The sequence below is a fragment of the Actinomycetospora sp. TBRC 11914 genome (assembly GCF_012933465.1).
GTDB lineage: Bacteria > Actinomycetota > Actinomycetes > Mycobacteriales > Pseudonocardiaceae > Actinomycetospora.
Map to the genome: position 1 here is coordinate 228,690 of NZ_JABBND010000001.1, position 25,093 is coordinate 253,782.

Here is a 25,093-nt window from a genome sequence, read left to right on the forward strand (position 1 = left end):
GACACCCCCGCCGTCGTGACCCTCAGTAGATCCGGCGCAGCCGGGCGCCCAGGGGACGGCCGTCGGGGTCGAGGACCATCCGGTACGCCGGATCGATCAGCCACCGCCGTCGCAGGGTGAGACGGACCTGTTCGTGGCCGGGTACGTGCCGGCGCAGGCGGCCCGGCGGGCGTGGGCCCTCGGCGCCCCCGAGATGCCACGCGTCCAGCGCCTCGGCCCGCGCCCGGACCGTCTCCGCCGCGCGGTCCGGGTCGAGCAGGTCGGTGTCGTCGGGGCGGCCGAGGTGCTCGCGCATCAGCTCGAGGCGCAGGCGCCGGGCGAGCCCGCGGGCACCGTCGCCGAGGCCGGCGGGGTCCGCGGGCGCCCGTCCGTCGCGGTCGGCATCGAGGACGGCGGCGACCAGCTCGGAGTCGTGGGTCCAGGAGCGGGTGTTGAAGTTGTTGCTGCCGACGGTGGCCCAGACGTCGTCGACCACGCAGACCTTGGCGTGCACGTACACCGGGCGCTGCGCGTCGTTCTCGACGTCGAGGACCTGCACGCGGCTCCCGCCGGCCTCGTGGACCATGGCGAGCGCCTCGCCCTGCCCGAGCACGGCGGGCCCGGGGCGGTCGTCGTGCTCCGGCCGCGGGACCACCGCGATCAGGTGCAGTCGCGGGGCGCGGCGCAGGGCCGCGGCGAAGACCCGCGCGACGTCGGCGGACCACAGGTACTGGTCCTCGACGTAGACCAGGCGCTCGGCCCGGCCCAGGGCCTTGATCAGCCCGCGGGCGATGCTGCGCTCGCCGCGGGGGGCGAACGGGTGCGGCGGCCGGCGGCGCGGGTAGGTCCGCAGGACCTGGACGGCGCACCGCCCGGCCGGCGCCGGGTCCGGCACGGGCTCCGGGAGCGGCGTCCCGCGTCGGGGCAGGCGGTGGAGGCGATCGGGGACGACGTGCCACGGCAGCCGGGCGAGCGGGGTCGGGTCCTCCCACCGTTCGCGGAAGACGACCTCGAGGTCGCGGACGACCGGACCGTGCAGCTCGAGCATCGCGTCGTGGCGGGGGCTGCGGGTGTACTCGTCGGCGTCGGCGGCCGACTGGGGATCGCCGCGGTGGGCGATGTCGTCCCGGGCGCCGAGGACGAGGTCGATGCCGCCGACGTAGGCGACGTCGTCGTCGGCCTCCGCGCGGGCGCGGACGACGACGAGCTTCTGGTGGTGGCTGCCGAGGACCCGGATCCGCTGGTCGAGCAGGACCTCGCCGCCGGCCGCGAGGAGGTCGCGCGCGAGGCGTCGGTTCTGGACGACGTGGTAGCCGAACGCCTCCAGGTGGGAGCGCCACAGGAGCACGGCGAGCCGGGCCCCGCGCCGCGCGGTCGCGGCGAGCGCCTCGGCGACCGTCGGTCCGTCGTCGGCGAGCTGCTGATCGCCGTCGCCGCGCCAGCCGGCGACGAGGACGACGTCGTCGTCGCCGGTGTCGGCCAGGCGCTCGGCGAGGGCGGCGTAGTAGGTGGTGCCGTGCACGCGCAGCCGGACCGCGTTGCCCTCGGTCCACGGCCGCAGCCGGGTCGCCGCGTTGCCGCGCTCGTCGGCGGTGAGGAACCAGTCCTCGATCGCGGCCCGGCCGGTGGCCGGCGCGAGACCCAGCACCGCGCACAGCAGGGGCAGCAGCTCTTCCCCGTTGGGGGCCTCGACCAGCGGCGGCGCCCCGGTGGCGACGTCGTCGGACCGCAGGGGCCGGACCGCCCGGTCGACGTCGAGGAGCCGCCGCATCGCGATCGCCGCCACCCGGCCCGGGTGGTCGCGGGCGAACCCGGCGTAGAGCTGCGGGTCGTGGCCCGCGTCGTCGCCGACGAGCACCCAGGTGGTGTCCGGGTGCTCCGCCGCCAGCTGGTCGAGGACGGCGCGCTTGCGGGCGAGGCCCGCGCCGACCAGCCAGCCGGAGAACAGGGACCTCCCGGCGGTCAGCAGGGTGCCCGCGGGGTAGTGGTCGTGGCGCAGCGCGCGCCGCAGCGGACGGGACAGCGCGGGCGGGAGCGTCGTCAGGAAGAAGACCTCGGCCGGGCCGGTGTGGGCCACCGTGCGCAGCAGCCGCTGCATGCCCAGCAGTGACCGGCGGTCGCGCGGGCCCCGGCTCACCAGGATCCGGAGTCGGCCCCACTGCCGGTGCAGCGGCGCGACCCGCAGGACGCCGTCGATGTCGTACACGAGCCCGAGCGATGAACTACTTCCGGTGTCGCGCTGTGCGGTCATCCCGTCACCTCCGCGGCCCAGGAGCCGTTCGTCATCACCGAGGTCGTGGAACGACCCGTCTCAGCGTTTCTCGGGAACGGTCTCGTAGTTGCCGTATTCCGCCGTGGTCCCGGCCGTCGCCCTGGCGGCGGCCACGAAGTCGTCGAGCACCGGTGAGGTGCGCGAGGCCGCCACCGCGAGGCACACCTGGTCCGGTGCCAGATCCGGGACGGGGACGTAGCTGATGTCCGGTCGCGAGTACCTTGCGCAGGTCCAGCTCCATGGGGCCTCCCGGGCCGGCGATGCCATGAGGGTATCGCAGCGGGTGGAAGAAGTCTTGGACCGCCGGTCGGGCCGATGGCAGCGTCAGGAATTGCGCGCCGTCCGGGATCGTCGACGACAGAGAATCGGCGACACGACCACGACCGAATGGTGTCACCATTCCGCTCGGGAAAACAGATGCACGATGAGCAGCATCGGTATCGTCGGCACCGGGAACATGGCCCGGACCATCGGCACGCTCGCGGTGGCGGGCGGCCACACCGTCGAGCTCAGCGGCTGAGCCCCGGCCGGGTGGCGCGCGCCCAGGTCGCCGTGCGCCGGGGCGCCGAGGCCTGTCAGGATGCCGCGCCATGTCCACTGACAGCGAGAGCGGAGCGGCGCGCCGCGGGGCCGGAGCGGGTGCCGTGGCCGGCCGGGCGCTGGGTGTGCTGGCCTCGCTGGTCCGCATCGTCACCGTCGTGTTCGCCGCGATCCTGGTCCTCCACGTGGTGCTGGTCGTGACCTCGGCCAACCCGCAGAACGGCGTCGCGCAGGCCCTGGCCGCCGGCGCGGACCGCCTGACGCTCGGGTTGGGCGACCTCTTCGCGCCCACGAGCCCGTCGCTCGCGGTGATCCTGAACTACGGACTGCCCGCGGTGGTCTGGCTGATCATCGGGGTCATCGTCGCCCGCCTGATCGGCGCCCTCGGCCGCTAGACCTGCCCGTCGGCGGTCGCGTGACCGTTGTCGGACGCCCCACGACGGACGACGATGGGGCCATGTCCACCGGCCGGCGGCGGGGATCGTCGTGAGCGACCCGGCCGAGCCGGCGTGCGTGCCGCTCTCCGACGAGGACCGCGCGATCCTCGACCTGGAGTGCGCGTCGGTCGTCGGGCACGTCCTGCACACCGTGCTGGTCGACGCGCCCGCCCTGACCGCGGCGGACGTGCGCGAGCGGATCGCCGCGCGCCTGCCCGCCGCGCCCGAACTGCGCTACCGGCTCGCCGGCACCCCCGATGAACCGGTCTGGGTGCCCGACGCCGAGCTCGACCTCGCCGAGCACGTCGTCGACGCCCCGGACGGGCCCTACGAGCCCGCCGCGCTCCGTGCCCTCGTCGCCGACCGGTTCACCCACCACCTCGACCGTGCGCGTCCCCTGTGGGCCATGGACGTGGCCCCGCTCACCGACGGTGGCACGGCGCTGCTCTGGCGGCTGCACCACGCCCTCGCCGACGGCGCGACGGTGACGCGGCTCTCCCGCACGGTGCTCTACGACGAGGGACCCGCCGACGCCGCGGGCCGGCCCACGACCGGACCCCCGGCCTCCCCGCCCGCCTCGATCCACGCCGACCACGTCCGCCGTCGGGCCCACCTCATGGGCGTGATCCGTCGGGAGTTCGCCGTGGGACCGTCGCACTCGCCGTTCGACGGCACGATCTCCACCCAGCGCGACGTCGCCTTCCTCGACACCGCGCTCCCGGCCGTGCACGGCGCGGCCCGGTCGGCCGGGGCGACGGTCAACGACGCGGTCCTCTCGGTGCTCGCCGGCGGGTTGCGCCGCTGGGTGGACCACCACGCGGGGACGGTCACCGACCTGCGGGTGCGCGTCCCCGTGAGCCTGCCGCGCGAGGACCCCGCCGCCGGCAACCGCGACTCCGCGTTCGACCTGCCGCTCCCGATCCACCTCACCGACCCGGTGGAGCGCCTGCGGGCGGTGCACGAGGTCACGAGCCGCCGCAAGGACGCCGGGGACGCGCAGCGCCTCGACGCCCTGCTGCACCGGCTCGGCGAGGTGTCGCCCCCGCTGCGGCAGGTCGCGGACCGGCTGCGCGCGACGGCGCGCGCGTTCACCGTGAGCGTCTCGAACGTCCCCGGACCCCGCACCCCCGTGGCCGTGCTCGGCCGCCGCGTACGGACGATGTGGCCGCTCGCCGAGATCGGCTTCCACCACGCACTGCGGGTGACGGCGGGCTCGACGGCCGACGTGCTGTCGTTCGGGCTGTGCGTCGACCCGGGTCTCGTCCCCGGCGTCGACGTGCTCGCCGACGGCCTGCGCGCGGAAGCGGACCTCCTGGTCCGCGACGCGCCGGTCTGAGCGGGCGGGCGGGGAACCGTCGGGTGAGAAGCGCGAGAAGCCCTCACCGGAACCGGCCGGCAGGCGCGAAGCTGACCGCATGGACACCGCAGTCAGGATGCTGCCCGACCAGGGCCACGCCCACGGGATCGACTACCGCATCGACTTCCGCCCGACAGCCGCCCTCGCCACCCTCGCGCTGCCGGCCGGGCACACCGTGCGCGCAGAGTCCGGGGCGATGGTGTCGATGGGCGGGGACGTCACGCTGGACTCCTCGATGGAGGGCGGGCTCTGGGGCGCGGTCAAGCGCACCGCCGGCGGCCGGTCCGGCTTCGTCTCCCGCTTCTCCGGTCCCGGCGATCTCGCCCTCGCCCCGCCCGCACCCGGCGACGTGGTGCCCGTGGAGCTCACCGGGCAGCCCTACGCCATCGCCGCGCACGGCTACCTCGCCTCGTCCGACGGCGTCGAGATCGAGACCGGGTGGGGCGGGGCGAAGTCGTTCTTCGCCTCCGACAGCGCCTTCGTGCTCCGCGCCTCGGGCACCGGCATCGTGCTGCTGTCGGCGTTCGGCGCCCTCGCCCACCGCGTCCTCGCCCCGGGCGAGCGCCACCTCGTCGACACCGGGCACCTCATCGCCTGGCCCGCCGACTCCCGCTACTCCCTGCGCAAGGCGTCGCGGAGCCTGTTCCGCTCGGTGACCTCGGGGGCCGGACTCGTCGCCGAGTTCACCGGGCCCGCCGACCTCCTGCTCCAGACCCGGGACCTGCGGGCCCTCGCGACCGCGCTGACGCCCCTCCTGCCCACACCGCAGCAGGACGGCTGACGACGGGTCAGTGGCGGCGGTCCCGCGCCAGGCGCCACGCCACCACGGCGACGGTGAGGACCGCGACGACCGCCAGGGCGGCGAGGTCGGGGACGTGGGCCCCGATCCCCGCGACGACGTCCTCCGCCGCCGCGGCGCCCGCCGGGTCCGACCCGGCGAGCCCGGCGGTGCCGTCGAAGCCGACGAACAGCACCCCGATCACGATGAACACCAGTCCGGAGATCGTCGACGTGGTGTGCAGCCGCAGCGGGCCGACCCGGTAGGGCCTGCCCCGCAGCCAGCGGCGCTCCCCGAGCCGGAGGCGCTGCCAGAGCAGCGCCAGCACGAACAACGGGACGGCCATCCCGACGGCGTAGACGGCGAGCAACGCGGCCCCGCGCACGGCCTGGCCGCCCGCCGCGGCCACGGTGAGCACCGCGCCGAGGATCGGGCCGGAGCAGAACCCCGCGAGTCCGTAGGCCGCGCCGAGGCCGACGGTGGCAGCCAGGTGCCCCGGCGGGCCATCGTGGCCTGGAACCGCGCGGCCGGTGCCAGGGCCCAGCCGCCGCCGAGGACCTGCACCACCCCGAGCACGACGATCACGACGCCGGCCGTGGTGACCACCACGGCGCGGTGTGCGGTGAGCAGCGAGGCCAGGGCGCCGGACCCGGCGCCGAGCGGGACGAGCACGACCGCGAGCCCGAGCAGGAACACGCCGGTCCGGGCGAGCAGCTCGGTGCGCCCTCCGAAGGCGTAGGCGAAGAACGAGGGCAGCAACAGGGCGCTGCACGGGCTGAGCAGGGAGAGGACCCCGCCGGCGAACGCGGCGGCGTAGCCGATGTCGAGCACGTCAGCGGCGCGCGGCCAGGGCACCGTCGATGGCCTGCTGGAACGTGGCCAGCGGCTGGGCCCCGAAGAGCAGCTGGTCACCGATGACGAAGCTGGGGACCCCACCGACGCCGAGCCGGGACCCGAGCTGCTGGTCGTCGGTCACGGCACGGGCGATCGCCGGGTCGGCCTCGTCGTGCTCGAACCGCGGCACATCGAGCCCGAGGCGACCCGCGAGGGCGCTCAGGGACGCGGGCGTGACCTGCCCGCGGTTCTCCGGCGGCTGGTCGCGGTACAGCGCGGCGTGGAAGTCCCAGAACCGCCCCTGCCGGCCGGCCGCCCGCGCGGCCTTCGCCTCGAGGACCGACTCCGGGCCGAGGTAGGCGAAGTCGTGCCACTCGATGCGCACCGCGCCGCTGTCGACGTACCGGCGCAGCAGGGCGGGCTGGGTGTTCGTGGTGTACAGCCGGCAGAACGGGCACTGGAAATCACCCCACTCCGAGACGACCACCGGCGCGGTCGGGCTCCCCAGCGCCAACGGGTCGCCGGGCTGGCGGCGGGCGACGGCGAGCCGGGCCTGGGCCACGGGATCCCCGGCGGACGCGGCCGGAGTGCCGGAGCTCGACGCGCTGCGGCCGCTCGTCACGGCGACCACGGCCAGGACCGCGAGGACCACCAGCGTCACGGCGGCCCCGAGCAGCAGGCGACGACGACCGCGGTGCTCCCGGTCCTGCTCGACCGGCTGGTCCGTCGGGGGCGGCGAGGTCATACCGGGGCTTCGGCCCCGGCCCGTACAGGGTTCAGGTCGCGGACGACCACCGCGACGGTGGAGGCGCCCGGACCCGTCGCGACCGCCCCGTCGTCGGGCGCGGCCGCCTCGCCGTCGAGCAGGGGGAGCAGCGACGAGGTGGTCGGGTGGACGACGGCGAGGAGGGCGCCACCGAGCACGAGGACGGCGAGGCCGGTCAGCTGCACCACGCGGACGGGCAGGGGCATCGCCGGTGTCGCGAGGGCGGCCGCCGCTCCCGAGAGGGCCATGCCGGCGCCGGCCAGCGCGACCCCGACGCCCTCCCAGGGCCCGATCGGCTCGCTGCCCCACCCCGTCCACCACCGCACGGGACGCCGGGTCCAGAGGTCGGGCCGGACGGCGGTGGTGATCCCCCAGCCCGTGACCGCGGCGGCGAGGACGAGCTCGGCGACGACGGCGAGCATGCGCACTGACACCGTGGAACCCCCTGGGGTGGCGACGGGGAGCAGGGTCGCACCCGGTCGGTAGGAGAAACGTCAGCGCGCGGTGACGGTGACGGTGTGCCACCCGGTGGCTCCGTCCGGGATCGTGAGGCTGAACGCCTCGGGCTGGGTGGCGCCGGTGGCGTCGCTGGCGCGGACCTGCAGCGTGTGCCGGCCGGGGGCGAGCGTGAGCACGGTGCGCCACATCCGCCAGGTGTCGATCGAGACGTCGGCGGCGAGCTCGGCCTGCTGCCACGACCCGCCGTCGGCGCGGACCTCGACCCGGGCGACGCCGCGGTGCTGGGCCCACGCGGTCCCGGCGACGACGACCTGCCCGGCGGCGACGACGGCGTCGCCGCGGGGGACGTCGATGCGGGACTGGGTCTTGACGGGCGCCCGGGCGGCCCAGCCGCGCTGCTGCCAGTAGGGCTGGAACGCCCCGTAGGTGGTGAGCTCCATGCCGGTGATCCACTTGCAGCCGGAGACGAACCCGTAGAGCCCGGGCACGACCATCCGGACCGGGAAGCCGTGCTCGACCGGCAGCGGCTGGCCGTTCATCCCGAGGGCGAGCATCGCGTTGCGGCCGTCGGTGCACGCCGCGACCGGGGTGCCGGTGGTGAACCCGTCCACGCTGGTGGAGGCGATCTGGTCGGCGCCGGGGCGCACGCCCGCCTCGGCGAGCAGGTCACGCAGCGGGACGCCCAGGAAGACCGCGTTCGAGATGAGGGTGCCACCGATGTCGTTGGACACGCAGGTCATGGTGATCGGGGCTTCGAGCAGCGCCCGGGAGCGCAGCTGGGCGTAGTCCAGGGTGATCTCGCGGTCGACCATCCCGTGGATGCGCAGCGTGTAGTCGGCGGTGGAGACCTGCGGGACCTGCAGGGCGGTGTCGATCCGGTAGAAGTCGCTGGTCGACGTGAGCCACGTCGGGGTCCCGGAGGCGGCGAAGTCGGCGTCGGCCGGTGGGGCCTTCGGGGCACCGGCGGGCGCGGGCAGTGCCCCGACCGCGCTGCGGGACGCCTCGGCGCCGCCGGCCGCCGCGAGCACCCGGCCGAGCAGCCCCGTCACCCCGGCGCCGAGCAGAACCGCGCCCGCGCCGAGGAACAGCCGGCGACTGGGGCCGACGGTGCCCGACGGTTCCGGCTCCTCGGGACCGTCCTCGTCGTCGGCGTGCGACGAGCCCGGGGCCGCGGCACGCGCCAGGCGGTGCAGCAGCGCGAAGCTCCCGATGCCGGCGGCCAGGGCGGCCAGTGGCGCCACCAGGTAGGCCGGGCCGAAGGTCGGCGACGCCGCCGCGCCGGCCACGCCCGCGATCCCGAGGACGGCGACCACCACGAGGCCGGGCACCGGGGTGCGCCGTGACAGCAGTCCCGCGACGACCGCCACCACGGCGATCACCACGGCCATGCCCGCGAGCAGCACCTGCTTGTCGTGCACGCCGAACGTGCTGGTCGCGAACTCCTTGAGGGCCTCCGGGGTCAGCCGGATGAACTGGTCACCGACCGCCAGGTACGGCGAGGACGGGGCCGCGACCAGTCCCGCCACCAGGTCCCCGAGCCCGAGCGCCGCGGCCACCGCGAGCAGCCCGGCCACGGCCGCCGTCGGGCGCGGGAGGAGCGTCGGGTCGGCCCCGGCGGACGCCGGTGGTGGATCGAGGTCGGTGGACACGCTCCGCGTTCGGCCGGCGGCACCAGGGGGTTCGGCTCATCGCCCGACGCCGGGACGTCACGGCACGTCAGGAGCGCTGCTCCACCGGGTGCGCGAGGAGCTCGTCGAGGTCGGGAGCGATCTGGGCAGGCAGGACCGGGGGCTCGTAGCGGCGCAGGACGGTGCCGTCCCGGTCGACGAGGAACTTGGTGAAGTTCCACTTCACCTCGTCGGGTGCCGCGTCGGGCCGGAGGCGGCTGATCGCCTCGTGGAACGACCCGTAGGCCGGACCGAAGTCGCCCGGCGCCTCCGCGCGCAGGAACGCGAACAGCGGCGAGGCGTCGGGTCCGTTGACGTCCACCTTGGCCAGGACGGGGAAGGTCACGTCGTAGGTGGTCCGGCAGAACTCCTGGATCTCCGCGTCGGTGCCCGGCTCCTGCTCCATGAACTGGTTGCAGGGGACGCCGAGGATCGTCAGGCCGCGGTCCTGGTGGGTGCGGTGCAGCGCCTCGAGGCCCTCGTACTGGGGGGTGAGCCCGCACTTGCTCGCCACGTTGACGATGAGCAGGACGCGGCCGGCGTAGTCGGCCAGGGGGACGGTCGCGCCCTCGGCGTCGGACACCGAGAAGTCGTGCACGGTGGTCATGGTTCTCCGAGCTGGTCGGTCGGTGCTGTCGATCTCCCGCTCTACCACGGCAGGACCCGCTGAGCACGACCACGACGGTGCAGAGGCCCTTCGAGTGCCCCGGGGGGCAGCTACGTCGCGGCGACCGCCCGGAGGAAGGGCTCGACCAGGGCCGACACCCAGTCCGGGACACGACGCGGATCGGCCGGCGGGCTCTCCACGATCACGAGCTCGTCGACGCCCAGGTCGGCCAGGGCGGCGACGTCGCCGGGGTCCGGACGGCGCAGCGCGACGCAGCGGCGGAGCCCGGAGACGTCGCGCCCGACCTCCCGGCCGAGCGTCTCGAGGTGACCGAGGCGCTCGGCGACCTGAGCCACGTCGTCCAGCGCGAACCCGTACCAGCCGTCACCCCAGGCGGCCACCCGGCGGAGCGCCGCGTCGCTGTTGCCGCCGAGCACGACCGGGATGCGGCGGTCGCGCACCGGCCTGGGGTTGACGCGTATCCCGTCGAACCGCACGAACTCGCCGTCGAAGGACGCGACGTCCTCGCGCCACACCGTCCGCAGGGCCGCGACGTACTCCGCGGTGCGCGCCGACCGCCGGGCGAACGGCACCCCGAGCGCGTCGAACTCCTCGCGTGACCAGCCCACCCCGACGCCGAGGGTCAGCCGGCCCCCGGAGAGCGCGTCGAGGGTGGCGGCCTGCTTGGCGATCAGGACGGGGTTGTGCTCCGGCAGCAGCAGCACCCCGGTGGCGAGGCCGATCGTCGAGGTGGCCGCGGCGGCGAAGGCGAGGCCGATCAGGGGGTCGTTCCAGTCGGCGGTCGCCGGGACCGCGATCCGCCCGTCCGCCGAGTACGGGTAGCGCGACGACGACGAGTCCGTCATGACCACGTGCTCACCGGCCCACAGGGTCGCGACGCCGCACGCCTCCGCCGCGGCGGCCACCGCGTCGCCGATGTCGCGCCGGGCGCCGTCGCCGATGCCGAGGGCGTGCAGACCGACCTGCATCAGCGGATCGTGCCACGGCGCGGACCGGCCGCGGAGCACACGAACGGCCGGTTCGTGACCCTCGATGGTCACGAACCGGCCGCTCGTGCCGGCGGGCGGGACTCCCGGGCGGGCTCCTCAGCGGTCGAACCGCATCCAGGCGCGGCGCCGGTCCTCGTGCGTCCGCAGCCCCGCCAGGGCCGCGACCCGGTGCGCCTGCTCGGGGGTCGCCGCGCCGCGGACGACGGCGCTCTCCGCCGCGGCCATGGCCCGGTCGACCGCGAGCTCCGCCCGGGTGGCCGGGACGGGCTGGCGGGGCAGCACCAGGTCCTCGGCCGGCTGGGGTGAGCGGTAGGGGTTGTCGTCGGGGAGCCCGCCGCTGAGGCGGCCGTAGGCACCGAGCAGCAGCAGGACGAGGCCGGCCCCGATGCTGAAGAACACGTTGGGCAGCCGGAACGCGAGGACGTTGAGGTCGCTGCCGAGCACGGCGAGGTTGACGAACGCCGAGACCAGGAACAGGCCGCCGATCACGATCAGCACGGTGGAGGCGGGGCGACCCCCGCGGACCGCCGCCGCGACCAGGACCGCGGCGGTGGCGAGCGAGATCGCGGAGAGCAGTCCGTTGGAGGAGAGCCCCAGCACCGCGCGGCCGCGGGTGGAGAAGAACGCGAGCCCACCGGCCAGGCCGACGCCGCCGAAGGTCGCGAGGACGGCGGCGGCGACCACGGCCCCGATGCGGTGCACCAGGACCACCCGGTGCGCGGGGCGGGCCGCCGCGGTCCCCGGACCCTCCGGCGCGCGGGGCGAGGACTGCGCTCGTCGACCGGGGCGCAGCAGGTCGAACACGGTCACGGTCATGGGGCGTCTCCTCGGGACGACGCGCGGGGGCGCGCGAGCGGGCGCCGGCACCGTCCTCGGCGCCGGCGGGGTGTCAGGACGTGGCGGGCGGCGCGCTCGGCGCCGGGCCCCCCGACGCGGTGACCGCCGGGTCGCCGTGCTGCCGGCCCGCCGCGAGGGCCCGTCGCAGGCGCGGGCGCTCGGCCTCGCCCACCCCGCCCCAGATGCCGTACGGCTCCTGGACGCGCAGCGAGTGCTCGAGGCACTCGGCGCGCACCGGGCAGACGGCACAGATCGCCTTGGCCCGCTCTTCGCGCTGCTGGCGACGAGGTCCGCGTTCCCCGTCGGGGTGGAAGAACATCGAGGAGTCCAGGTTCCGGCACGCCGCCCGGCGCTGCCAGTCCCACACCTCGACCAGGGGCCGGGGCAGCCGCAGGATGCTCGCCACCGTGATCACGCTCCGTCCGCCGCGTCACCGGTCTTCCGTGCCGGGGCGGACGCGACCTCGCCGATCGCGTCCCCGGACCCGGGCTCTGCCTCCCGGATGCCCCGTCGCACCGGCGCGAAACGACGCAGAAGCGTTGCAATCAGGAGACGGCGGGCGCGCACCGGCGGGCGATGTGGTGCAGCGCCGCGGGGAGGTCGTCGGCGGTGTCGACGGTGTCGGGCAGCTCGGCGAGGTCGAGCCCGGACCAGCCGGGACCGAGCGCCAGCACCGAGCCGGCTGCTGCGGCCAGCGCCCCGAGCACCTCGGGCCGGGCGGTCTGCAGGGTCTGCGCCCAGAGCACCGCGACCTCGGGGCGCGTCCGACGGCACGCCGCCACGAGCGCGCTCTCCGGCACCGACGGGCCCAGCGTCCGCGCCGGGAGCCGCGCCTCGGTGAGCGCGGCGTGCAGTGCCTCCAGCGCGAGGGTGTGCTGCTCCCCCTCGACGCACGCCAGGAGGACCTGGCTCCCGGCCGGCGGGACGGCCCCGGCCCCGTCCGGGAGGCCGATCGAGCGCAACGCGGTGCTGACGGCCCAGTTGGCCACGAGCTGGGCGTCGATGCTGCCGCCGGTCTCGGCGACCCGACGGTCGAGCGCCGTCAGTGCCGGACGGCAGACCTGTTGCCACGTCGCGACCACGCCGTGCTCGGCCAGGTGTCGGGCGACCGCCTCGGTCACCGCGTCGCCGTCCAGCCGGTGCGCCGCGTCCACGACGCCGCGCACCACCCGGGCCCGCGAGCGACGGTCGCCGACGGGTCCGTGGTCGTCGTCCACGGCGGGCGGGGTCGCGGCGTCGCGGTCACCCGCCGCGCGGGCGGCGGCCGCCGCCGCCGCGGGCACGACCCCCTGACCCACCAGCCGGCACATCAGCTGCAGGGCGACGACGTCGCGCTCGGAGTAGCGGCGGTAGCGCCCCGCCTGGTGGTCGGCCGGGCCGAGCCCGTAGCGCCGGGCCCAGCTGCGCAACGTCGACGGCGCGACACCCAGCCGGCGGGCCACCGCCCCCGCGGTCAGCTCGAGGCCGGTCCCGTCCCGCGGCGTCGTTCCCCCAGCGTCGATGTCGGCCCCAGCCTTTCCGCCGGCTCGCGTCCTCACCCTCGGAGGGCCGAGCCAGTATGGCAGTCGGCAGCGACGCGGAAGCGATGCGACGAGCGTCGAGACAGCACCGGCGCCCGGTTCCGATGAGCGGGTTCAGCCGAAGAAGACCGCGGCCTCGGCGTAGAGGGCCGGATCGACGAGCTTGAGCTCCCGGGTCGCCTCCTGCAGACCGACCATGACGATGTCGGTGCCGCGCAGCGCGGTCATCTCCCCCCACCGGGCGCCCGCCACGGCGTCGATGGCGTGGAGCCCGAACCGGGTCGCGAGCCAGCGGTCGCGGGCGGAAGGGGTGCCGCCGCGCTGCACGTGCCCGAGCACCGTCGTGCGGGCCTCCTTGCCGGTGCGCGCCTCGATCTCGCGCCCGAGCCAGTCCCCGACACCGCCGAGCCGGACGTGACCGAAGGCGTCCTTCTCGCCGGTGAGCAGGACCTCGTCGCCGCCGGCGGGCCGCGCGCCCTCCGAGACCACGATGATCGGGGCGTAGTCCAGGCGGAACCGGCTCTCCACCCAGTCACAGACCTGCTCGATCTTGAACTGCACCTCCGGGATGAGGATGGCGTTGGCCCCTCCCGCCATCCCCGAGTGCAGCGCGATCCAGCCGGCGTGCCGGCCCATCACCTCCACGATCAGCGTCCGGTGGTGGGACTCCGCCGTGGTGTGCAGCCGATCGATCGCCTCGACCGCGATGTTGACCGCGGTGTCGAAACCGAAGGTGTAGTCGGTGCCGGACAGATCGTTGTCGATCGTCTTCGGCACCCCGACGACGTGGACGCCCTGCTCGTGCAGCCGGCTCGCGACGCCGAGGGTGTCCTCCCCCCCGATCGCCACGAGGGCGTCGACGCCGAGCTCCTCCAGGTTGCGACGGATGCGGTCCACCCCGTCCTCGATCGCGAACGGATTGGTCCGCGACGAGCCGAGGATCGTCCCGCCCCGCGGGAGCAGGCCCCGTACCGACGAGACGTCGAGCGGCCGGGTCAGCGCCTCGAGCGGGCCACGCCAGCCGTCGAGGAAGCCCACGAACTCGTAGCCGTACTCCGGGACGCCGCGCCGGACGATCGCGCGGATGACCGCGTTCAGACCGGGGCAGTCGCCGCCGCCGGTCAAGATGCCGACCCGCATGTCGGGCACTCCCTCGTTGTCGACGCCGGAACTCGGGGTGACGCGGGCCACCCCACGCCGGGTGCCCATCCTGCGGCAGGGCGGAGCGACGCCCTCGGCCGCCCCGGCGAGTCTCTCGTCGATGCCTCCTCCGGCGAGCTGCTCTTCCACGGCGTGACGATCGTCGAGGCGTCGCGGCGGATCGTGGTGCACGATCTGGCACCTCCCGGTGCGCTCAGCGGCTGCTCACCTCGACCGGGTCCTCCTACAGTCGCTGACGCCGGCCCTCCCGGGACCGGCGCGTCGGACGAGGAGGTGGCGGATGCACACACCGGCGCGGACGCACTCCGACCCACCGGCGCGCCACCTCGTCGCGGTGGCGGACGCCGACGACGGCGACCGCTCCGCCGAGGTCCTCGCCCCGGCCTTCGCCTCGGTGCGGGTCCGGCCACTCGCCGACGGGACCTTCCACAGCTCGCTGCGCAGCGCCGTCGCCGGCGAGGTGCGGGTCTCCGTGGTGAGCGGCAGCCCGTGCGTGCTCACCCGCGACGCCGACCTCATCCGGCCCGGAGAACCCGGCTTCCTGACCGTCGTCCTGCACCGGGCGGGTCGGGCGGGGGTCGCGCAGGACGGGCGGCAGTGCCTGCTCGAGCCGGGCGACCTGGTCAACTACGTCACGTCGCGGCCCTACGAGGTGACGTTCTGGGAGCCGTACGAGGCCGTCGTCGTGACCGTCCCGGTCGCTGCGCTGGGCTCCCACGCGGACACGCTGGCCGGGCGGACGGCCGTCGCCGTCGGGACGGACCGGGGCCCGCGCGACGTCGTCGGGGCGCTGTTCGAGGGCCTGGCCGCCAAGGTCGAGGGCTGCACCCTCGGCGCGGGGAGCCGCAGCAAGGAGTACCTCGCCGACGCGATCACCTCGCTCGTCATCGCCGAGCTGGTCGACATCGCACCGCAGAGCGCGGGCGACGACCTCGCCGACCGCGTCCTCGCCCACTGCCTGTCCTCGCTGTCCGACCCGGGTCTCACCGTCGAGTCCGTGGCCCGGGCCCACGGCGTGTCCGTGCGCTACCTGCACAAGGTCCTCGCGCCGACGGGCAGCACCCTGTCGGCCTGGATCCGGCGGCAGCGGCTCGAGCGGGTCCGCCGCGACCTCGCCGACGAGTCGCTCGCCGGGCGCACCGCCTCCGCGATCGCCGCCCGCTGGGGGATGAGCGACACGGGGCACCTGAGCCGGGCGCTCAAGGCCGAGTTCGGGATGACCGCCCACGAGATCCGCCGCTCGGGCGCCCGCGAGAGCACCCCGCCGCCACTCCCCCGGCGGACCCGCGGCGACGGGCCGGACCCGGCGTCCACCCGCTGACACCGCACGTCCCGGGAGCCGCGACCGCGCGGCCCCGTCCTCCACCCACTCCACCGAGGGGACACCCATGTCCGCCACCGATCAGAAGGTCGTCATCGTCACCGGCGCGTCGCGCGGTATCGGGGCCGGTGTCGTCGAGGGCTACCGCAAGCACGGGTACGCCGTCGTCGCCACCTCCCGCTCGATCACCGCGTCCGACGACCCCCAGGTGCACACGGTCGCCGGGGACCTCGCCGACCCCCGGACGGCCGGCCGCGTCGTCGACGCGGCCCTCGAGCGCTTCGGCCGGATCGACACCCTCGTCAACAACGCCGGGATGTTCCTCGCCAAGCCGTTCACCGCCCACACCGACGAGGACTTCGCGGCGATGGTCGGGCTCAACCTCGGCGGGTTCTTCGGGATCACCCGACGAGCCGTCGCGACGATGCTCGAGCGGGGCAGCGGCCACGTCGTCACCGTGACCACCTCGCTCGTCGACCACCCGCTGAGCGCCGTCCCGTCGGTCCTCGCATCCCTGACCAAGGGCGGCCTCGACGCGGCGACCCGGTCCCTGGCCGTCGAGTGCGCCGGGTCGGGCGTGCGGGCGAACGCGGTGTCGCCGGGGATCATCAAGACCCCCATGCACCCGGTCGAGGCGCACGCGGCCTACGCCGGCCTGCACCCGGTGGGACGCATGGGCGAGATCGACGAGATCGTGCACGCCGTCCTCTACCTCGAGACCGCGACCTTCGTGACGGGCGAGACCCTGCACGTCGACGGCGGACAGTGCGCGGGCCACTGAGCGACGAGGAGCCCGCCGTGACCGTGACCGAAGACCCGCGCACCGCGCACCGGATCCTCCGCGCCGAGGCCCGCGAGTTCGCGGGCGACGTCCTCGCCCACGTCCGGGCGGTGACCGACCCGCTGCCGAGCCCGACCGAGCGCTACCGGGCCACCCGCCCGTTCTACCGCCGGATGGTCGAGGCCGGCTTCCTGCGCCGGCTCGTCCCCCAGGCCCTCGGCGGTGACGGCACCGGGGCGTCGGCCACCGCGGTGATGGCCGAGGAGCTCGTGGCCGGCGACCCCGGCGTCGCCCTGCACCTGTTCGCCACCGGGCTGGGCCTGACCCCACTGCTGCGGGCCGGGACGCCGGACCAGCACCGACGCTTCCTCGCCCCGTTCCTGGCGACGACGGGGACCCCGCTCGCCTCGCTGGCCCTGTCCGAGCCCGACGGCACCGCCAACCTCGACGAACCGGACCCCGGGACCGGCATGGCCGTGGGGCTGCGGACGACCGCCCGTCACGAGGACGGCGGGTGGGTCGTCGACGGCGAGAAGCAGTGGGTCTCACACGCGACCGGGTGGGACGGCACCGGCCCCGACCTCATGACGGTGGTGTGCCGGACCGGGGACGATCCCGACCCGCGGCGTTCGACGGCGGTCCTCCTCGTCCCCGGACCGATCGAGGGCCTGCGGATCACCGAGGTCCTCGACCCGCTCGGACACCGCGCCCACCTGCTCCCGCGGTTCTCCCTGTCCGACGTCCGCGTGCCGGAGGAGAACCTCGTCGGCGAGGTCGGTGACGGGCTCGGGATCGTCGCGGCCTCGTTCGGCGGCGCCCTCATCGGGGCCTGCGCGGTCGGCGTCATGCGGGTCGCCTTCGACCACGCGCTGCACTTCGCGCGCACCGATCGACGGGGCGGGAGCGTGCCCGTCGTCGATCACCAGGGGGTCGGCTTCCTCCTCGCCGACGTGAAGACGCGGATCGAGACCGTCCGGGCCCTCACCCGCGCGGCGTGCGCCGCGGTGGACGCCGGCGCGCCCGGCGCCGAGGAGCTCTCCGTGCACGCCAAGATCTACGGTTCCGAGACCGCCGTCGACACGCTCGTCGCGCTGATGCGGATCGTCGGCGTCGACTCCTACGGCCACCACCGACCCCTCGCCGGGCTGGTCCAGGACGCGCTCGCCTACCCGCTGTTCAGCGGCGGGAACGTCGCGTTCCGACGACGCCGCCTGCACGCCCTGCTCGCCGACCCCACCTACGACCCGTGGTGCACGGTCGACTGACCGCCCCGCCAGGAAGGAGCCCCACCATGGCCACCCCGACCCCGACCGCGGTGCTGACCGCCGAGGACCGACTCGACCTCGCCGACACCCTCGCGGGCTTCGCCGCCGGCATCGACGAACGGGACCCGACGACCCTCGGCGCGGTCTTCACCGACGACGCCACGCTCGACTTCGGTCCCGCCGCCCGCGCCATGGGCATCGACTTCCCGGTCCTCGAGGGCCGGCAGGGCATCCTCGACGGCGTGGCGGCCAGCGTCGGGCCGATGGACACCCTGCACACCGCGAGCAACGTCCGGGTGCTGCACGCCGACGGCGACGGTGTCCGGGTCACCGCCCTCGTCCACGCGATCCACCACCCGCCCGGCGTCCGCGACCGGCACTGCACCATGCACAACCGCTACGACATGACCTTCGTCCAGACCGACGCGGGCTGGCAGATGTCGCGATTGGTGATCGAGAACCGCTTCTGGTCCGGCGACGCGCAGGTGATGCTCGGCGCCTGACGGGCGTAGCGGCACGGCGACGCCCCGGACCGGCACTACGGTGGGCACGTGAGCACGGCGCCGGTGCGGGAGGCGGAGAGCCCCGCCGCACCCCGCGCGCTGATCGTGTCCCTCTTCGGGCTCTACGCCCGGGAGCTGGGCGGATGGCTGTCCGTCGCGACGATCGTGCGGCTCATGGCCGACCTGGGCGTGGACGAGCAGGCGACGCGGTCGGCGATCTCGCGGCTCAAGCGGCGCGGCTGGCTGGACGCCGAGAAGGACGGGCGGACGGCGGGCTACCGGGTCTCGGCCGACGCGCTGGCGATCCTCGCCGAGGGCGACGACCGGATCTTCGGCCGCCGCCGCGCGACCGCCGACGACGGCTGGCTGCTCGTGGCGTTCTCGGTCCCGGAGTCCGAGCGGGACCAGCGCCACCGGCTGCGGACGACGCTGGCCCGGCTCGGGCTGGGCACGGTCGGCCCGGGCACGTGGGTGGCCCCCGGTCACCTCGACGAGGCGGTGCTCGGCGCCCTGGACCGCGGGGGGCTGCGCCAGTTCACCGACGTCTTCCGGGCGACCCACCTGTCGTCGCGCCCGCCCCGCGACACCATCGCGGCGTGGTGGGACCTCGACGCCCTGCAGGCCACCTACGCGGACTACCTGCGCCGCTTCTCCGCCGTCGCCGAGCGCTGGCCGGACGGGCCGGTCGACGACGCCGAGGCCTTCGCCGACTACGTCCCGGCCGTCACCGCCTGGCGCCGCCTGCCCTACCTCGACCCCGGCCTGCCGCTCGAGGCGCTGCCCGAGGACTGGATCGGCCTGCGCGCGGAGGCCCTGTTCGCGCGGTTCCGCGAGCACCTGGCGGCGCCGGCCGCCGCCCACGTCCTCGGTGCGCTCCGCGCTCGTGAGCAGAAAATGTCGGTATAGCGACACTTTGTGCTCACGGGCGCGAAGCGCACCTAGACAGCGGCGACGGCCTGGATCTCCACCAGCGCCTCCGGCTGCCAGAGGCCGGTGACCCCCACCCCGGTCATCGCCGGGTAGTCGCGCCCGACGAGCTCCTTCCACACCGCGCCGATCTCCTTGCCGTGCGCCTGGTAGTCGGGGATGTCGGTCAGGTAGATCGTCACCGAGAGGAACCTCGTCGGGTCTCCCCCGGCCTCGCGCAGCGCCGTCACCACGTTCGCCAGCGCCCGGCGGAACTGCTCGACGATGCCGCCGGGGACGATCCGGCCGTCGGCGTCGAGGGCCGTCTGCCCGGAGAGCCAGACGGTGTCCCCGCAGCGCACGGCGTGGGTGAACCCGCTCGGCCGCGCGAGGGAGGCCGGGTTGACGAGGGAGATGGACACGGGACTCCTCCTGGTGTCGCGGTCGCCCGCCACGTTAGTGTGGTTTCGTGACCGTCGTAAAGCAGACGCGATAGGACGGTCCGGAGCGCGGAGGTTCCGCCGTGACCGACCAGCCGTACTGGAACCCGAAGACCGAGACCCTCCCGCGGGACCAGCTGCGCGAGCTCCAGCTCGCCAAGCTGCGCCGCACGGTGGCCTGGGCCAAGGCGCGCAGCCCGCACTACGCCCGCACCCTCGCCGGCGTCGAGCCGGACCGGCTGCGGACGTGGGACGACCTGGCCCGCATCCCGTTCCTCACCCGGGAGGAGTGGATGGCCGGCCAGGACGCCCGCCCGCCCTACGGCGAGCTGCCGGTGGTCGGCCCGGAGGCAGCCATCCGCGTCCACACCACCTCCGGCACCTCCGGCCGGACCCCGTTGCGGGCGCTCGACTCCCGCAGGGACTGGTCCTGGGCGGCCGAGATGTGGTGCTACGCGCTCTGGGGAGCCGGTGTCCGGCCGCACGACGTCGGCTACGTGGCCTTCGGGTACGGCAGCTTCATCGGCTTCTGGGGCCTGCACGGCGGCCTCGAGAAGCTCGGCGCCCTCACCGTCCCGGGCGGCGCCCAGACCACCGACAGCCGGGTCCGCCAGATCGTCGACTTCGGCGCGACCGTCGTCGCCTCGACCCCCACCTACGCGCTGCGCCTCGCGCACGAGGCGGAGGCGATGGGCGTCGACCTGCCCTCGGGGCCGGTGCACACCCTGGTCCTCTCCGGCGAGCCCGCGGGGTCGATCCCGGAGACCAGGGCGCTCATCGAACAGCGGTGGGGCGCCCGCGCGGTCGACACGGCCGGGATGACGGAGATCTCGACGATCGTCATGTTCGAGCCCGCCGCGCCGGGGCGCGAGATCGGCGCCGTCCAGACCGGCGGCTGCCACGTCATCGAGGACCATTTCATCGAGGAGGTCATCGACCCCGACACCGGCCGCGAGGTCCCCTACGGCGAGCGCGGCGAACGGGTCTGCACCTCGTTCGGCCGCTCGACCACGCCGCTGCTGCGCTACCGCACCGCGGACCTCGTCGTGAAGGTCCCGGCCGCGACCGCCGGCAACGGACGCACCTTCGACCTGTACCGGGGCGGGATCCTCGGCCGCGTCGACGACATGAAGACCGTCCGCGGCACCAACGTCTACCCCGGGGCGATCGAGGCGATCGTGCGCGGCGTCGCCGGGATCGAGGAGTTCCAGGTGCGGCTCGAGCACCTCGACGGGCGCGACGAGGTCATCCTCCTGCTCGAGTGCGCCCCGAGCCTTCCCGACGACGGGTGGGTCCGGCTGGCGGCCGACCTCGGCCGCGCGCTCGCCGACGCCCACGAGGGTCTGCGCTTCCTCCTGCGCCGCGCCGCGACCGACGAGCTGCCGCGCTTCGAGCTCAAGGCCAGGCGCCTCACCGACCTGCGGGCCGAGCAGCAGCGCGCGGCCCTGGCCCCGACGGAGATGGCGTGACCACCGTGACCACCGACCTGCTCGGCCGCGAGCTCACCGCCGCCGAGACCGAGCTGCTGGCCGCCCACGACACGCTGCTCGCGCTCCTGCGCACCGGCGACCTCGCACCGTGCGCGGCGGCCGGCGTCCGCGCCGCGCTGGCCCCGCTCGCCGTCGTCGTCACCGACCTGGGCCTGCGCTTCGACCACCTCCTCGACGACGGGGTCTGAGCATGCGGATCGCGTCGGTTGGCGGCGGCCCCGCCGGGCTGTTCACCGCGATCCTCGCGAAGCGGTCGGACCCCGGCCGGGAGATCGTCGTGTACGAGCGCAACGCCGCCGACGACACGTTCGGCTTCGGGGTCGTCTTCTCCGAGGAGACGCTGCAGAACATCGCCGACGCCGACCCCCCGTCCATCGCGCGCATCGAGGCCGGGTTCCGGCACTGGTCGGCGATCGACACCGACTTCCTCGGGACCGTCGAGCGCTCCGACGGGCACGCGTTCGCGGCCCTCGAGCGCACCCGCCTGCTGCAGATCCTCGGCGAGCGCGCGGTCGAGCTCGGCGTCGACGTGCGCTACTCCACCGAGGCGCCCCCGCTCGAGGTGCTGTGCCGCGAGTGCGACGTCGTCCTCGGCGCCGACGGGGTGAACAGCCGCACGCGCGAACAGCGGGCCGGACAGTTCGTGCCGCGGCGCGAGGGCCGCACGGCGAAGTACGCGTGGTTCGCCACCGAGCGGCCGTTCGACTGCTTCACGTTCCTGATCGTCGAGACCCGGTTCGGCCTGTTCTGGGCGCACGTCTACCCGTTCGACGAGCGGCGCTCCACCTTCATCGTCGAGACCGACGAGGCGACGTGGCGGCGGGCCGGGCTGGACGCCTACGCCGCCGTCGAACGGCGGCCCGGCGAGAACGACGAGGCGTCGATGCGGTTCTGCGAGGCGATCTTCGCCGAGCACCTGCAGGGGTACGGCCTGATCGGCAACAACTCGGGCTGGCTGTCCTTCACCGTGATGCGCAACGAGCGCTGGAGCGCCGGCAACGTCGTGCTCGTCGGCGACGCCGCGCACTCCGCGCACTTCTCGATCGGCTCGGGCACGAAGCTCGCCCTCGAGGACGCGATCGCGCTGGCCGGCGCGCTGGACCGCGAGAATGACGTCGACGCCGCGCTCAAGGCCTACGCCGAGGAGCGTCGGCCGGTCGTCGCGTCGCTGCAGCGGTCCGCCCAGACCAGCCTGGAGTGGTTCGAGGGCCTGGCGCGCTACCGCCACCTCGCCCCGCTGCAGTTCGTCTTCCAGCTGCTCACCCGCTCGCAGCGGGTCACCTACGACAACCTGGCGCTCCGCGACGCCGGGTACGTCGCCCGCCTGGACCGGTGGCTGGCCGAGCAGACCCGGGCGCTCGGCCTCGAGGTCGCCGACGGCACCCCGCCGATGTTCCACCCCTGGCGGCTGCGCGGCCGGACCTTCGCCAACCGCATCGTCGTCTCCCCCATGGCCCAGTACTCGGCGGTCGACGGCGTCCCCACCGACTGGCACCTCGTGCACCTCGGGTCCCGCGCGGTCGGCGGCGCGGGACTGGTGATGACCGAGATGACGTGCGTGACGCCGCAGGGCCGTATCACCCCCGGCTGCCCCGGGCTGTGGAACGACGAGCAGGCGCGGGCCTGGCGGCGCATCGTCGACTTCGTCCACCGCGAGACCCCGGCGCTGATCGGCATGCAGCTCGGCCACTCCGGGCGCAAGGGGTCCACCAAGGTCATGTGGGAGGGCATGGACGATCCCCTTCCCGACGACGAGGCGTGGGAGGTCCTCGGCCCGTCCCCGGTCCCGTACCGGTCGGACTCGCCGGTGCCGCGGGAGATGACCGCCGAGGACGTTGCGGCCGTCGTCGACGCGCACGTCGCCGCCGCCCGCCGCGCGGCCGACGCCGGCTTCGACCTCCTCGAACTGCACTACGCCCACGGCTACCTGGTCTCGTCGTTCCTCTCGCCGCTGTCGAACCGGCGCACCGACCGCTACGGGGGGTCGCTGGAGGACCGCGCCCGGCTGGGACTGGAAATCCTCGACGCCGTCCGCGCCGTGTGGCCGGAGGACCGCCCGATCAGCGTCCGCATCTCCGCGACCGACTGGGTGGACGGCGGGTTCGACGGCGACGACGCGGTCGCGCTCGCCCCGATGCTCGCCGCGCACGGCGCCGACGTCGTCGACGTCTCCACCGGCCAGACCTCCACCGACGCCGACCCGGACTACGGCCGGCTCTTCCAGACCCCGTTCGCGGACCGGATCCGTCAGGAGACCGGCGTCCCCACGATCACCGTCGGCGCGGTCGCCTCGGTGGCGGACGCCAACACGATCATCGCCTCGGGCCGCGCCGACCTGTGCGCGATCGCCCGCCCCCACCTGGTCGACCCCTACTGGACCTGGAACGCCGCGCTCGATCAGGACTTCCGCGGGGCGCCGGTGCCGAAGCAGTACCGCCCCGGCCTCACCGCCCGCCGGCGGGAGCAGACCCCCTGAGCCCCGCCCCTCCCCACCAGCGCGAGGGGACCCCTCGTGCGGCTAGAGCGGCGCATCCCTCCCCTCGCGCGAGGCGTCGGGGTCACCGGAACGCCTCGGCGAGCCACCACGAGGGCGCGTCGGCGACGACCTTCGCGTCGAGCAGGAGCGGCCGGTCCCGCGGGCCGTCGAGCCAGGGGCGGACGACCCCGAGGTCGGCGCCCGAGCGCACCACGGCCGCGTCGCACCCGTAGCCGCGGGCGATGGCGGCGAGGTCGGTGTCGGGGAAGCGCACCGTGCCGTGGTCGTCGTCGGTGAAGTGGTGGAACTCCGCGCCGTACCCGGCGTCGTCGTACACCACGACGACGAGGCCCAGGCCCAGCCGGACCGCCGTCTCCAGCTCGCTGACGCCCATGAGGAACCCGCCGTCGCCGCACGCCGCGACGGCCAGCCGGTCCGGGCGCGCGAGCGCCGCCCCGATCCCCGTCGCGAGCCCGAGCCCGATCGACTGGAAGCCCTGGGTGAAGCAGAACCCGGCCTCGTCGGGGACCTGCAGGTAGCCGGCCGGGTAGCCCATGAAGTTGCCGGAGTCGACGGCGACGGTGCGCTCCGCGGGCAGCAGCGCGTCGAGCGCGGCGGAGAGCGTCCGCGGGTCGATCCGCTCCGAGCCGGGCACGTCCGCCGGGGCGGCGTGCCGCGCGTCGGTGCGGATCCGCTCGCCGACCTCGGGGCTGCGGTACCCGGTGGACTTGGCGCAGGCGTCGAGGACGTCGGCCGCGGTGGCGGCCACGTCCCCGAGGACGCCGAGGGCGACGGGCCGGTTCGCGCCGAGCGCTTCGGGGGTGTCGTCGACCTGGACCAGCGTCGCGGCGGCGGTGAGCTCGCCGTGCCGGGTCGTCCACGTCGTCAGCGACGCCCCCCAGGCCACGATCAGGTCGGCGTCGGTGATGAGCTCGGCGGCCAGCGGGGTGGAGAAGCCGCCGGAGATGCCGAGCGACCAGGGCGAGCCGGTGAACAGGCCGTGCGCGACGGCGCTGGTGGCGAGCAGCGCCCCGCACCGGTCGGCGAGCGCCTCCAGCTCGGCGCGCGCGCCGCGGGCACCGCGCCCGGCGACGAAGACCGGGCGCCGGGCGCCGTCGAGCAGCGCGGCGAGCTCGGCGACGGAGGCGGCGTCGGGGCGGGGCGCGCGCCACGTCGTCCGGCCCGGGGGCGGCCCGTCGACGGCGGGTGCGGCCTGGACGTCGAGGGGCAGGTTCAGGACGACGGTACGGCGCTGGTCACGCGCGGTGCCGTGGGCGCGCACGACGTCGGCCGCCGCGGAGGCCGGCGAGTGCACCCGCTCGGGCACCGCGCCGACCGCGCGGACGAGGGCGTCCTGGTCGACACGGAAGTTCGACCGCACCTGGTGGCCCGCGGTGTCGGCGGCCAGCACCAGCAACGGCGTGCGGGACTTGGCGGCCTCCCCGATCCCGGTGACCGCGTTGGTGAGACCGCAGCCCTGGTGCACCGTCAGCACCCCGACCTCGCCGCAGGTGCGCGCGTAGGCGTCCGCCATCGTCGCGGCGCCGCCCTCGTGGCGGGCCGCGGTGTAGGCCACCCCCGCCGCGCGCAGCGCGTTGGTGACGTGGAAGTTCCCGCTCCCGACGACGCCGAAGGCGTGCCCGACGCCGAGCCCCGCCAGCAGCGTCCCGACCTGCCCGGCGACCAT

The 25,093-nt window shown here is 75.2% G+C and carries 25 protein-coding genes and 1 pseudogene; 11 read left to right on the top strand and 15 right to left on the bottom strand.

What is annotated here, in order from left to right:
- Positions 1-22: 22 nt before the first annotated feature.
- Positions 23-2,230: a phosphatase domain-containing protein gene (locus HH311_RS01025; protein ID WP_169181734.1), complete on the bottom strand. Its 2,208-nt coding sequence runs from the start codon at positions 2,228-2,230 to the stop codon at positions 23-25.
- 60 nt (positions 2,231-2,290) lie between these two features.
- Positions 2,291-2,518: a hypothetical protein gene (locus tag HH311_RS01030; RefSeq protein WP_248291984.1), complete on the bottom strand. Its 228-nt coding sequence runs from the start codon at positions 2,516-2,518 to the stop codon at positions 2,291-2,293.
- Positions 2,519-2,841: 323 nt separating this feature from the next.
- Between HH311_RS01030 and HH311_RS01040 the strand changes: the two genes are divergently transcribed.
- From HH311_RS01040 to HH311_RS01050, 3 genes are all read left to right on the top strand, one after another.
- Positions 2,842-3,186 carry a hypothetical protein gene (locus tag HH311_RS01040; RefSeq protein ID WP_169181735.1) on the top strand — a complete coding sequence of 115 codons (345 nt, stop codon included), beginning with the start codon at positions 2,842-2,844 and terminating at the stop codon, positions 3,184-3,186.
- A 91-nt stretch (positions 3,187-3,277) separates the two neighbouring features.
- Positions 3,278-4,564, top strand: coding sequence for a wax ester/triacylglycerol synthase domain-containing protein (locus HH311_RS33020; RefSeq protein ID WP_169181736.1), 1,287 nt, complete (start codon positions 3,278-3,280; stop codon positions 4,562-4,564).
- Between the two features lie 79 nt (positions 4,565-4,643).
- Complete coding sequence (locus tag HH311_RS01050; RefSeq protein ID WP_169181737.1) at positions 4,644-5,366, top strand: TIGR00266 family protein; 723 nt, start codon at positions 4,644-4,646, stop codon at positions 5,364-5,366.
- Positions 5,367-5,373: 7 nt separating this feature from the next.
- Here the strand turns inward: HH311_RS01050 and HH311_RS32465 are convergent, their stop codons facing one another.
- The 11 genes and pseudogenes from HH311_RS32465 to HH311_RS01100 form a co-directional block, all read right to left on the bottom strand.
- Positions 5,374-5,781 (bottom strand): hypothetical protein, encoded by a 408-nt coding sequence (locus HH311_RS32465; RefSeq protein ID WP_312029861.1) that lies wholly within the window; start codon positions 5,779-5,781, stop codon positions 5,374-5,376.
- A 200-nt stretch (positions 5,782-5,981) separates the two neighbouring features.
- Positions 5,982-6,299: pseudogene (locus HH311_RS33025) on the bottom strand (cytochrome c biogenesis CcdA family protein); the annotation flags it as partial.
- Positions 6,196-6,942 (bottom strand): thioredoxin domain-containing protein, encoded by a 747-nt coding sequence (locus HH311_RS01060; RefSeq protein WP_169181738.1) that lies wholly within the window; start codon positions 6,940-6,942, stop codon positions 6,196-6,198. The pseudogene HH311_RS33025 and the gene HH311_RS01060, both read right to left, overlap by 104 nt.
- Positions 6,939-7,397, bottom strand: a complete 459-nt coding sequence (locus HH311_RS01065) for a hypothetical protein (RefSeq protein WP_169181739.1) — start codon at positions 7,395-7,397, stop codon at positions 6,939-6,941. Before HH311_RS01065 ends, HH311_RS01060 begins: the two co-directional genes overlap by 4 nt.
- A 60-nt stretch (positions 7,398-7,457) precedes the next feature.
- On the bottom strand, positions 7,458-9,071 hold the full coding sequence (locus HH311_RS01070; protein ID WP_396027411.1) for a molybdopterin-dependent oxidoreductase: 1,614 nt from the start codon (positions 9,069-9,071) through the stop codon (positions 7,458-7,460).
- 67 nt (positions 9,072-9,138) lie between these two features.
- A complete protein-coding gene (locus HH311_RS01075) occupies positions 9,139-9,696 on the bottom strand; it encodes a glutathione peroxidase (RefSeq protein ID WP_169181740.1) in 558 nt (185 codons plus the stop codon).
- 110 nt (positions 9,697-9,806) lie between these two features.
- On the bottom strand, positions 9,807-10,685 hold the full coding sequence (locus HH311_RS01080) for an LLM class F420-dependent oxidoreductase (RefSeq protein WP_169181741.1): 879 nt from the start codon (positions 10,683-10,685) through the stop codon (positions 9,807-9,809).
- A 117-nt stretch (positions 10,686-10,802) separates the two neighbouring features.
- Complete coding sequence (locus HH311_RS01085; RefSeq protein WP_169181742.1) at positions 10,803-11,522, bottom strand: DUF4383 domain-containing protein; 720 nt, start codon at positions 11,520-11,522, stop codon at positions 10,803-10,805.
- Between the two features lie 73 nt (positions 11,523-11,595).
- Positions 11,596-11,949, bottom strand: a complete 354-nt coding sequence (locus HH311_RS01090; RefSeq protein ID WP_169181743.1) for a WhiB family transcriptional regulator — start codon at positions 11,947-11,949, stop codon at positions 11,596-11,598.
- Positions 11,950-12,088: 139 nt separating this feature from the next.
- Positions 12,089-12,985, bottom strand: coding sequence for a MerR family transcriptional regulator (locus tag HH311_RS01095; RefSeq protein ID WP_169181744.1), 897 nt, complete (start codon positions 12,983-12,985; stop codon positions 12,089-12,091).
- Positions 12,986-13,177: 192 nt separating this feature from the next.
- Positions 13,178-14,203, bottom strand: a complete 1,026-nt coding sequence (locus tag HH311_RS01100; protein ID WP_169181745.1) for a 6-phosphofructokinase — start codon at positions 14,201-14,203, stop codon at positions 13,178-13,180.
- Between the two features lie 301 nt (positions 14,204-14,504).
- On the opposite strand from HH311_RS01100, the gene HH311_RS01105 reads away from it, so the two are divergent.
- The 5 genes from HH311_RS01105 (at position 14,505) to HH311_RS01125 (ending at position 19,000) form a co-directional block, all read left to right on the top strand.
- Positions 14,505-15,545: a helix-turn-helix domain-containing protein gene (locus HH311_RS01105; RefSeq protein ID WP_169181746.1), complete on the top strand. Its 1,041-nt coding sequence runs from the start codon at positions 14,505-14,507 to the stop codon at positions 15,543-15,545.
- A gap of 67 nt (positions 15,546-15,612) precedes the next feature.
- On the top strand, positions 15,613-16,326 hold the full coding sequence (locus HH311_RS01110; RefSeq protein WP_169181747.1) for an SDR family NAD(P)-dependent oxidoreductase: 714 nt from the start codon (positions 15,613-15,615) through the stop codon (positions 16,324-16,326).
- 17 nt (positions 16,327-16,343) lie between these two features.
- Positions 16,344-17,591 (top strand): acyl-CoA dehydrogenase family protein, encoded by a 1,248-nt coding sequence (locus HH311_RS01115; RefSeq protein ID WP_169181748.1) that lies wholly within the window; start codon positions 16,344-16,346, stop codon positions 17,589-17,591.
- A gap of 26 nt (positions 17,592-17,617) precedes the next feature.
- On the top strand, positions 17,618-18,094 hold the full coding sequence (locus HH311_RS01120; protein WP_169181749.1) for a nuclear transport factor 2 family protein: 477 nt from the start codon (positions 17,618-17,620) through the stop codon (positions 18,092-18,094).
- Between the two features lie 48 nt (positions 18,095-18,142).
- Positions 18,143-19,000 (top strand): PaaX family transcriptional regulator C-terminal domain-containing protein, encoded by an 858-nt coding sequence (locus HH311_RS01125; protein WP_312029863.1) that lies wholly within the window; start codon positions 18,143-18,145, stop codon positions 18,998-19,000.
- Positions 19,001-19,032: 32 nt separating this feature from the next.
- On the opposite strand, the gene HH311_RS01130 is transcribed toward HH311_RS01125, so the two are convergent.
- Complete coding sequence (locus tag HH311_RS01130; RefSeq protein ID WP_169181750.1) at positions 19,033-19,422, bottom strand: RidA family protein; 390 nt, start codon at positions 19,420-19,422, stop codon at positions 19,033-19,035.
- A 101-nt stretch (positions 19,423-19,523) separates the two neighbouring features.
- Here HH311_RS01130 and HH311_RS01135 point away from each other — a divergent pair, with 101 nt between their 5' ends.
- From HH311_RS01135 to HH311_RS01145, 3 genes are read left to right on the top strand one after another with little or no spacing between them, the layout of a single operon-like run.
- Positions 19,524-20,909 carry an AMP-binding protein gene (locus HH311_RS01135; RefSeq protein ID WP_169181751.1) on the top strand — a complete coding sequence of 462 codons (1,386 nt, stop codon included), beginning with the start codon at positions 19,524-19,526 and terminating at the stop codon, positions 20,907-20,909.
- Positions 20,906-21,118 carry a hypothetical protein gene (locus HH311_RS01140; RefSeq protein WP_169181752.1) on the top strand — a complete coding sequence of 71 codons (213 nt, stop codon included), beginning with the start codon at positions 20,906-20,908 and terminating at the stop codon, positions 21,116-21,118. Before HH311_RS01135 ends, HH311_RS01140 begins: the two co-directional genes overlap by 4 nt.
- 2 nt (positions 21,119-21,120) lie before the next feature.
- Positions 21,121-23,406 carry a bifunctional salicylyl-CoA 5-hydroxylase/oxidoreductase gene (locus tag HH311_RS01145; RefSeq protein WP_169181753.1) on the top strand — a complete coding sequence of 762 codons (2,286 nt, stop codon included), beginning with the start codon at positions 21,121-21,123 and terminating at the stop codon, positions 23,404-23,406.
- 82 nt (positions 23,407-23,488) lie between these two features.
- Here the strand turns inward: HH311_RS01145 and HH311_RS01150 are convergent, their stop codons facing one another.
- Positions 23,489-25,093, bottom strand: a complete 1,605-nt coding sequence (locus HH311_RS01150) for a thiamine pyrophosphate-binding protein (protein ID WP_169182574.1) — start codon at positions 25,091-25,093, stop codon at positions 23,489-23,491.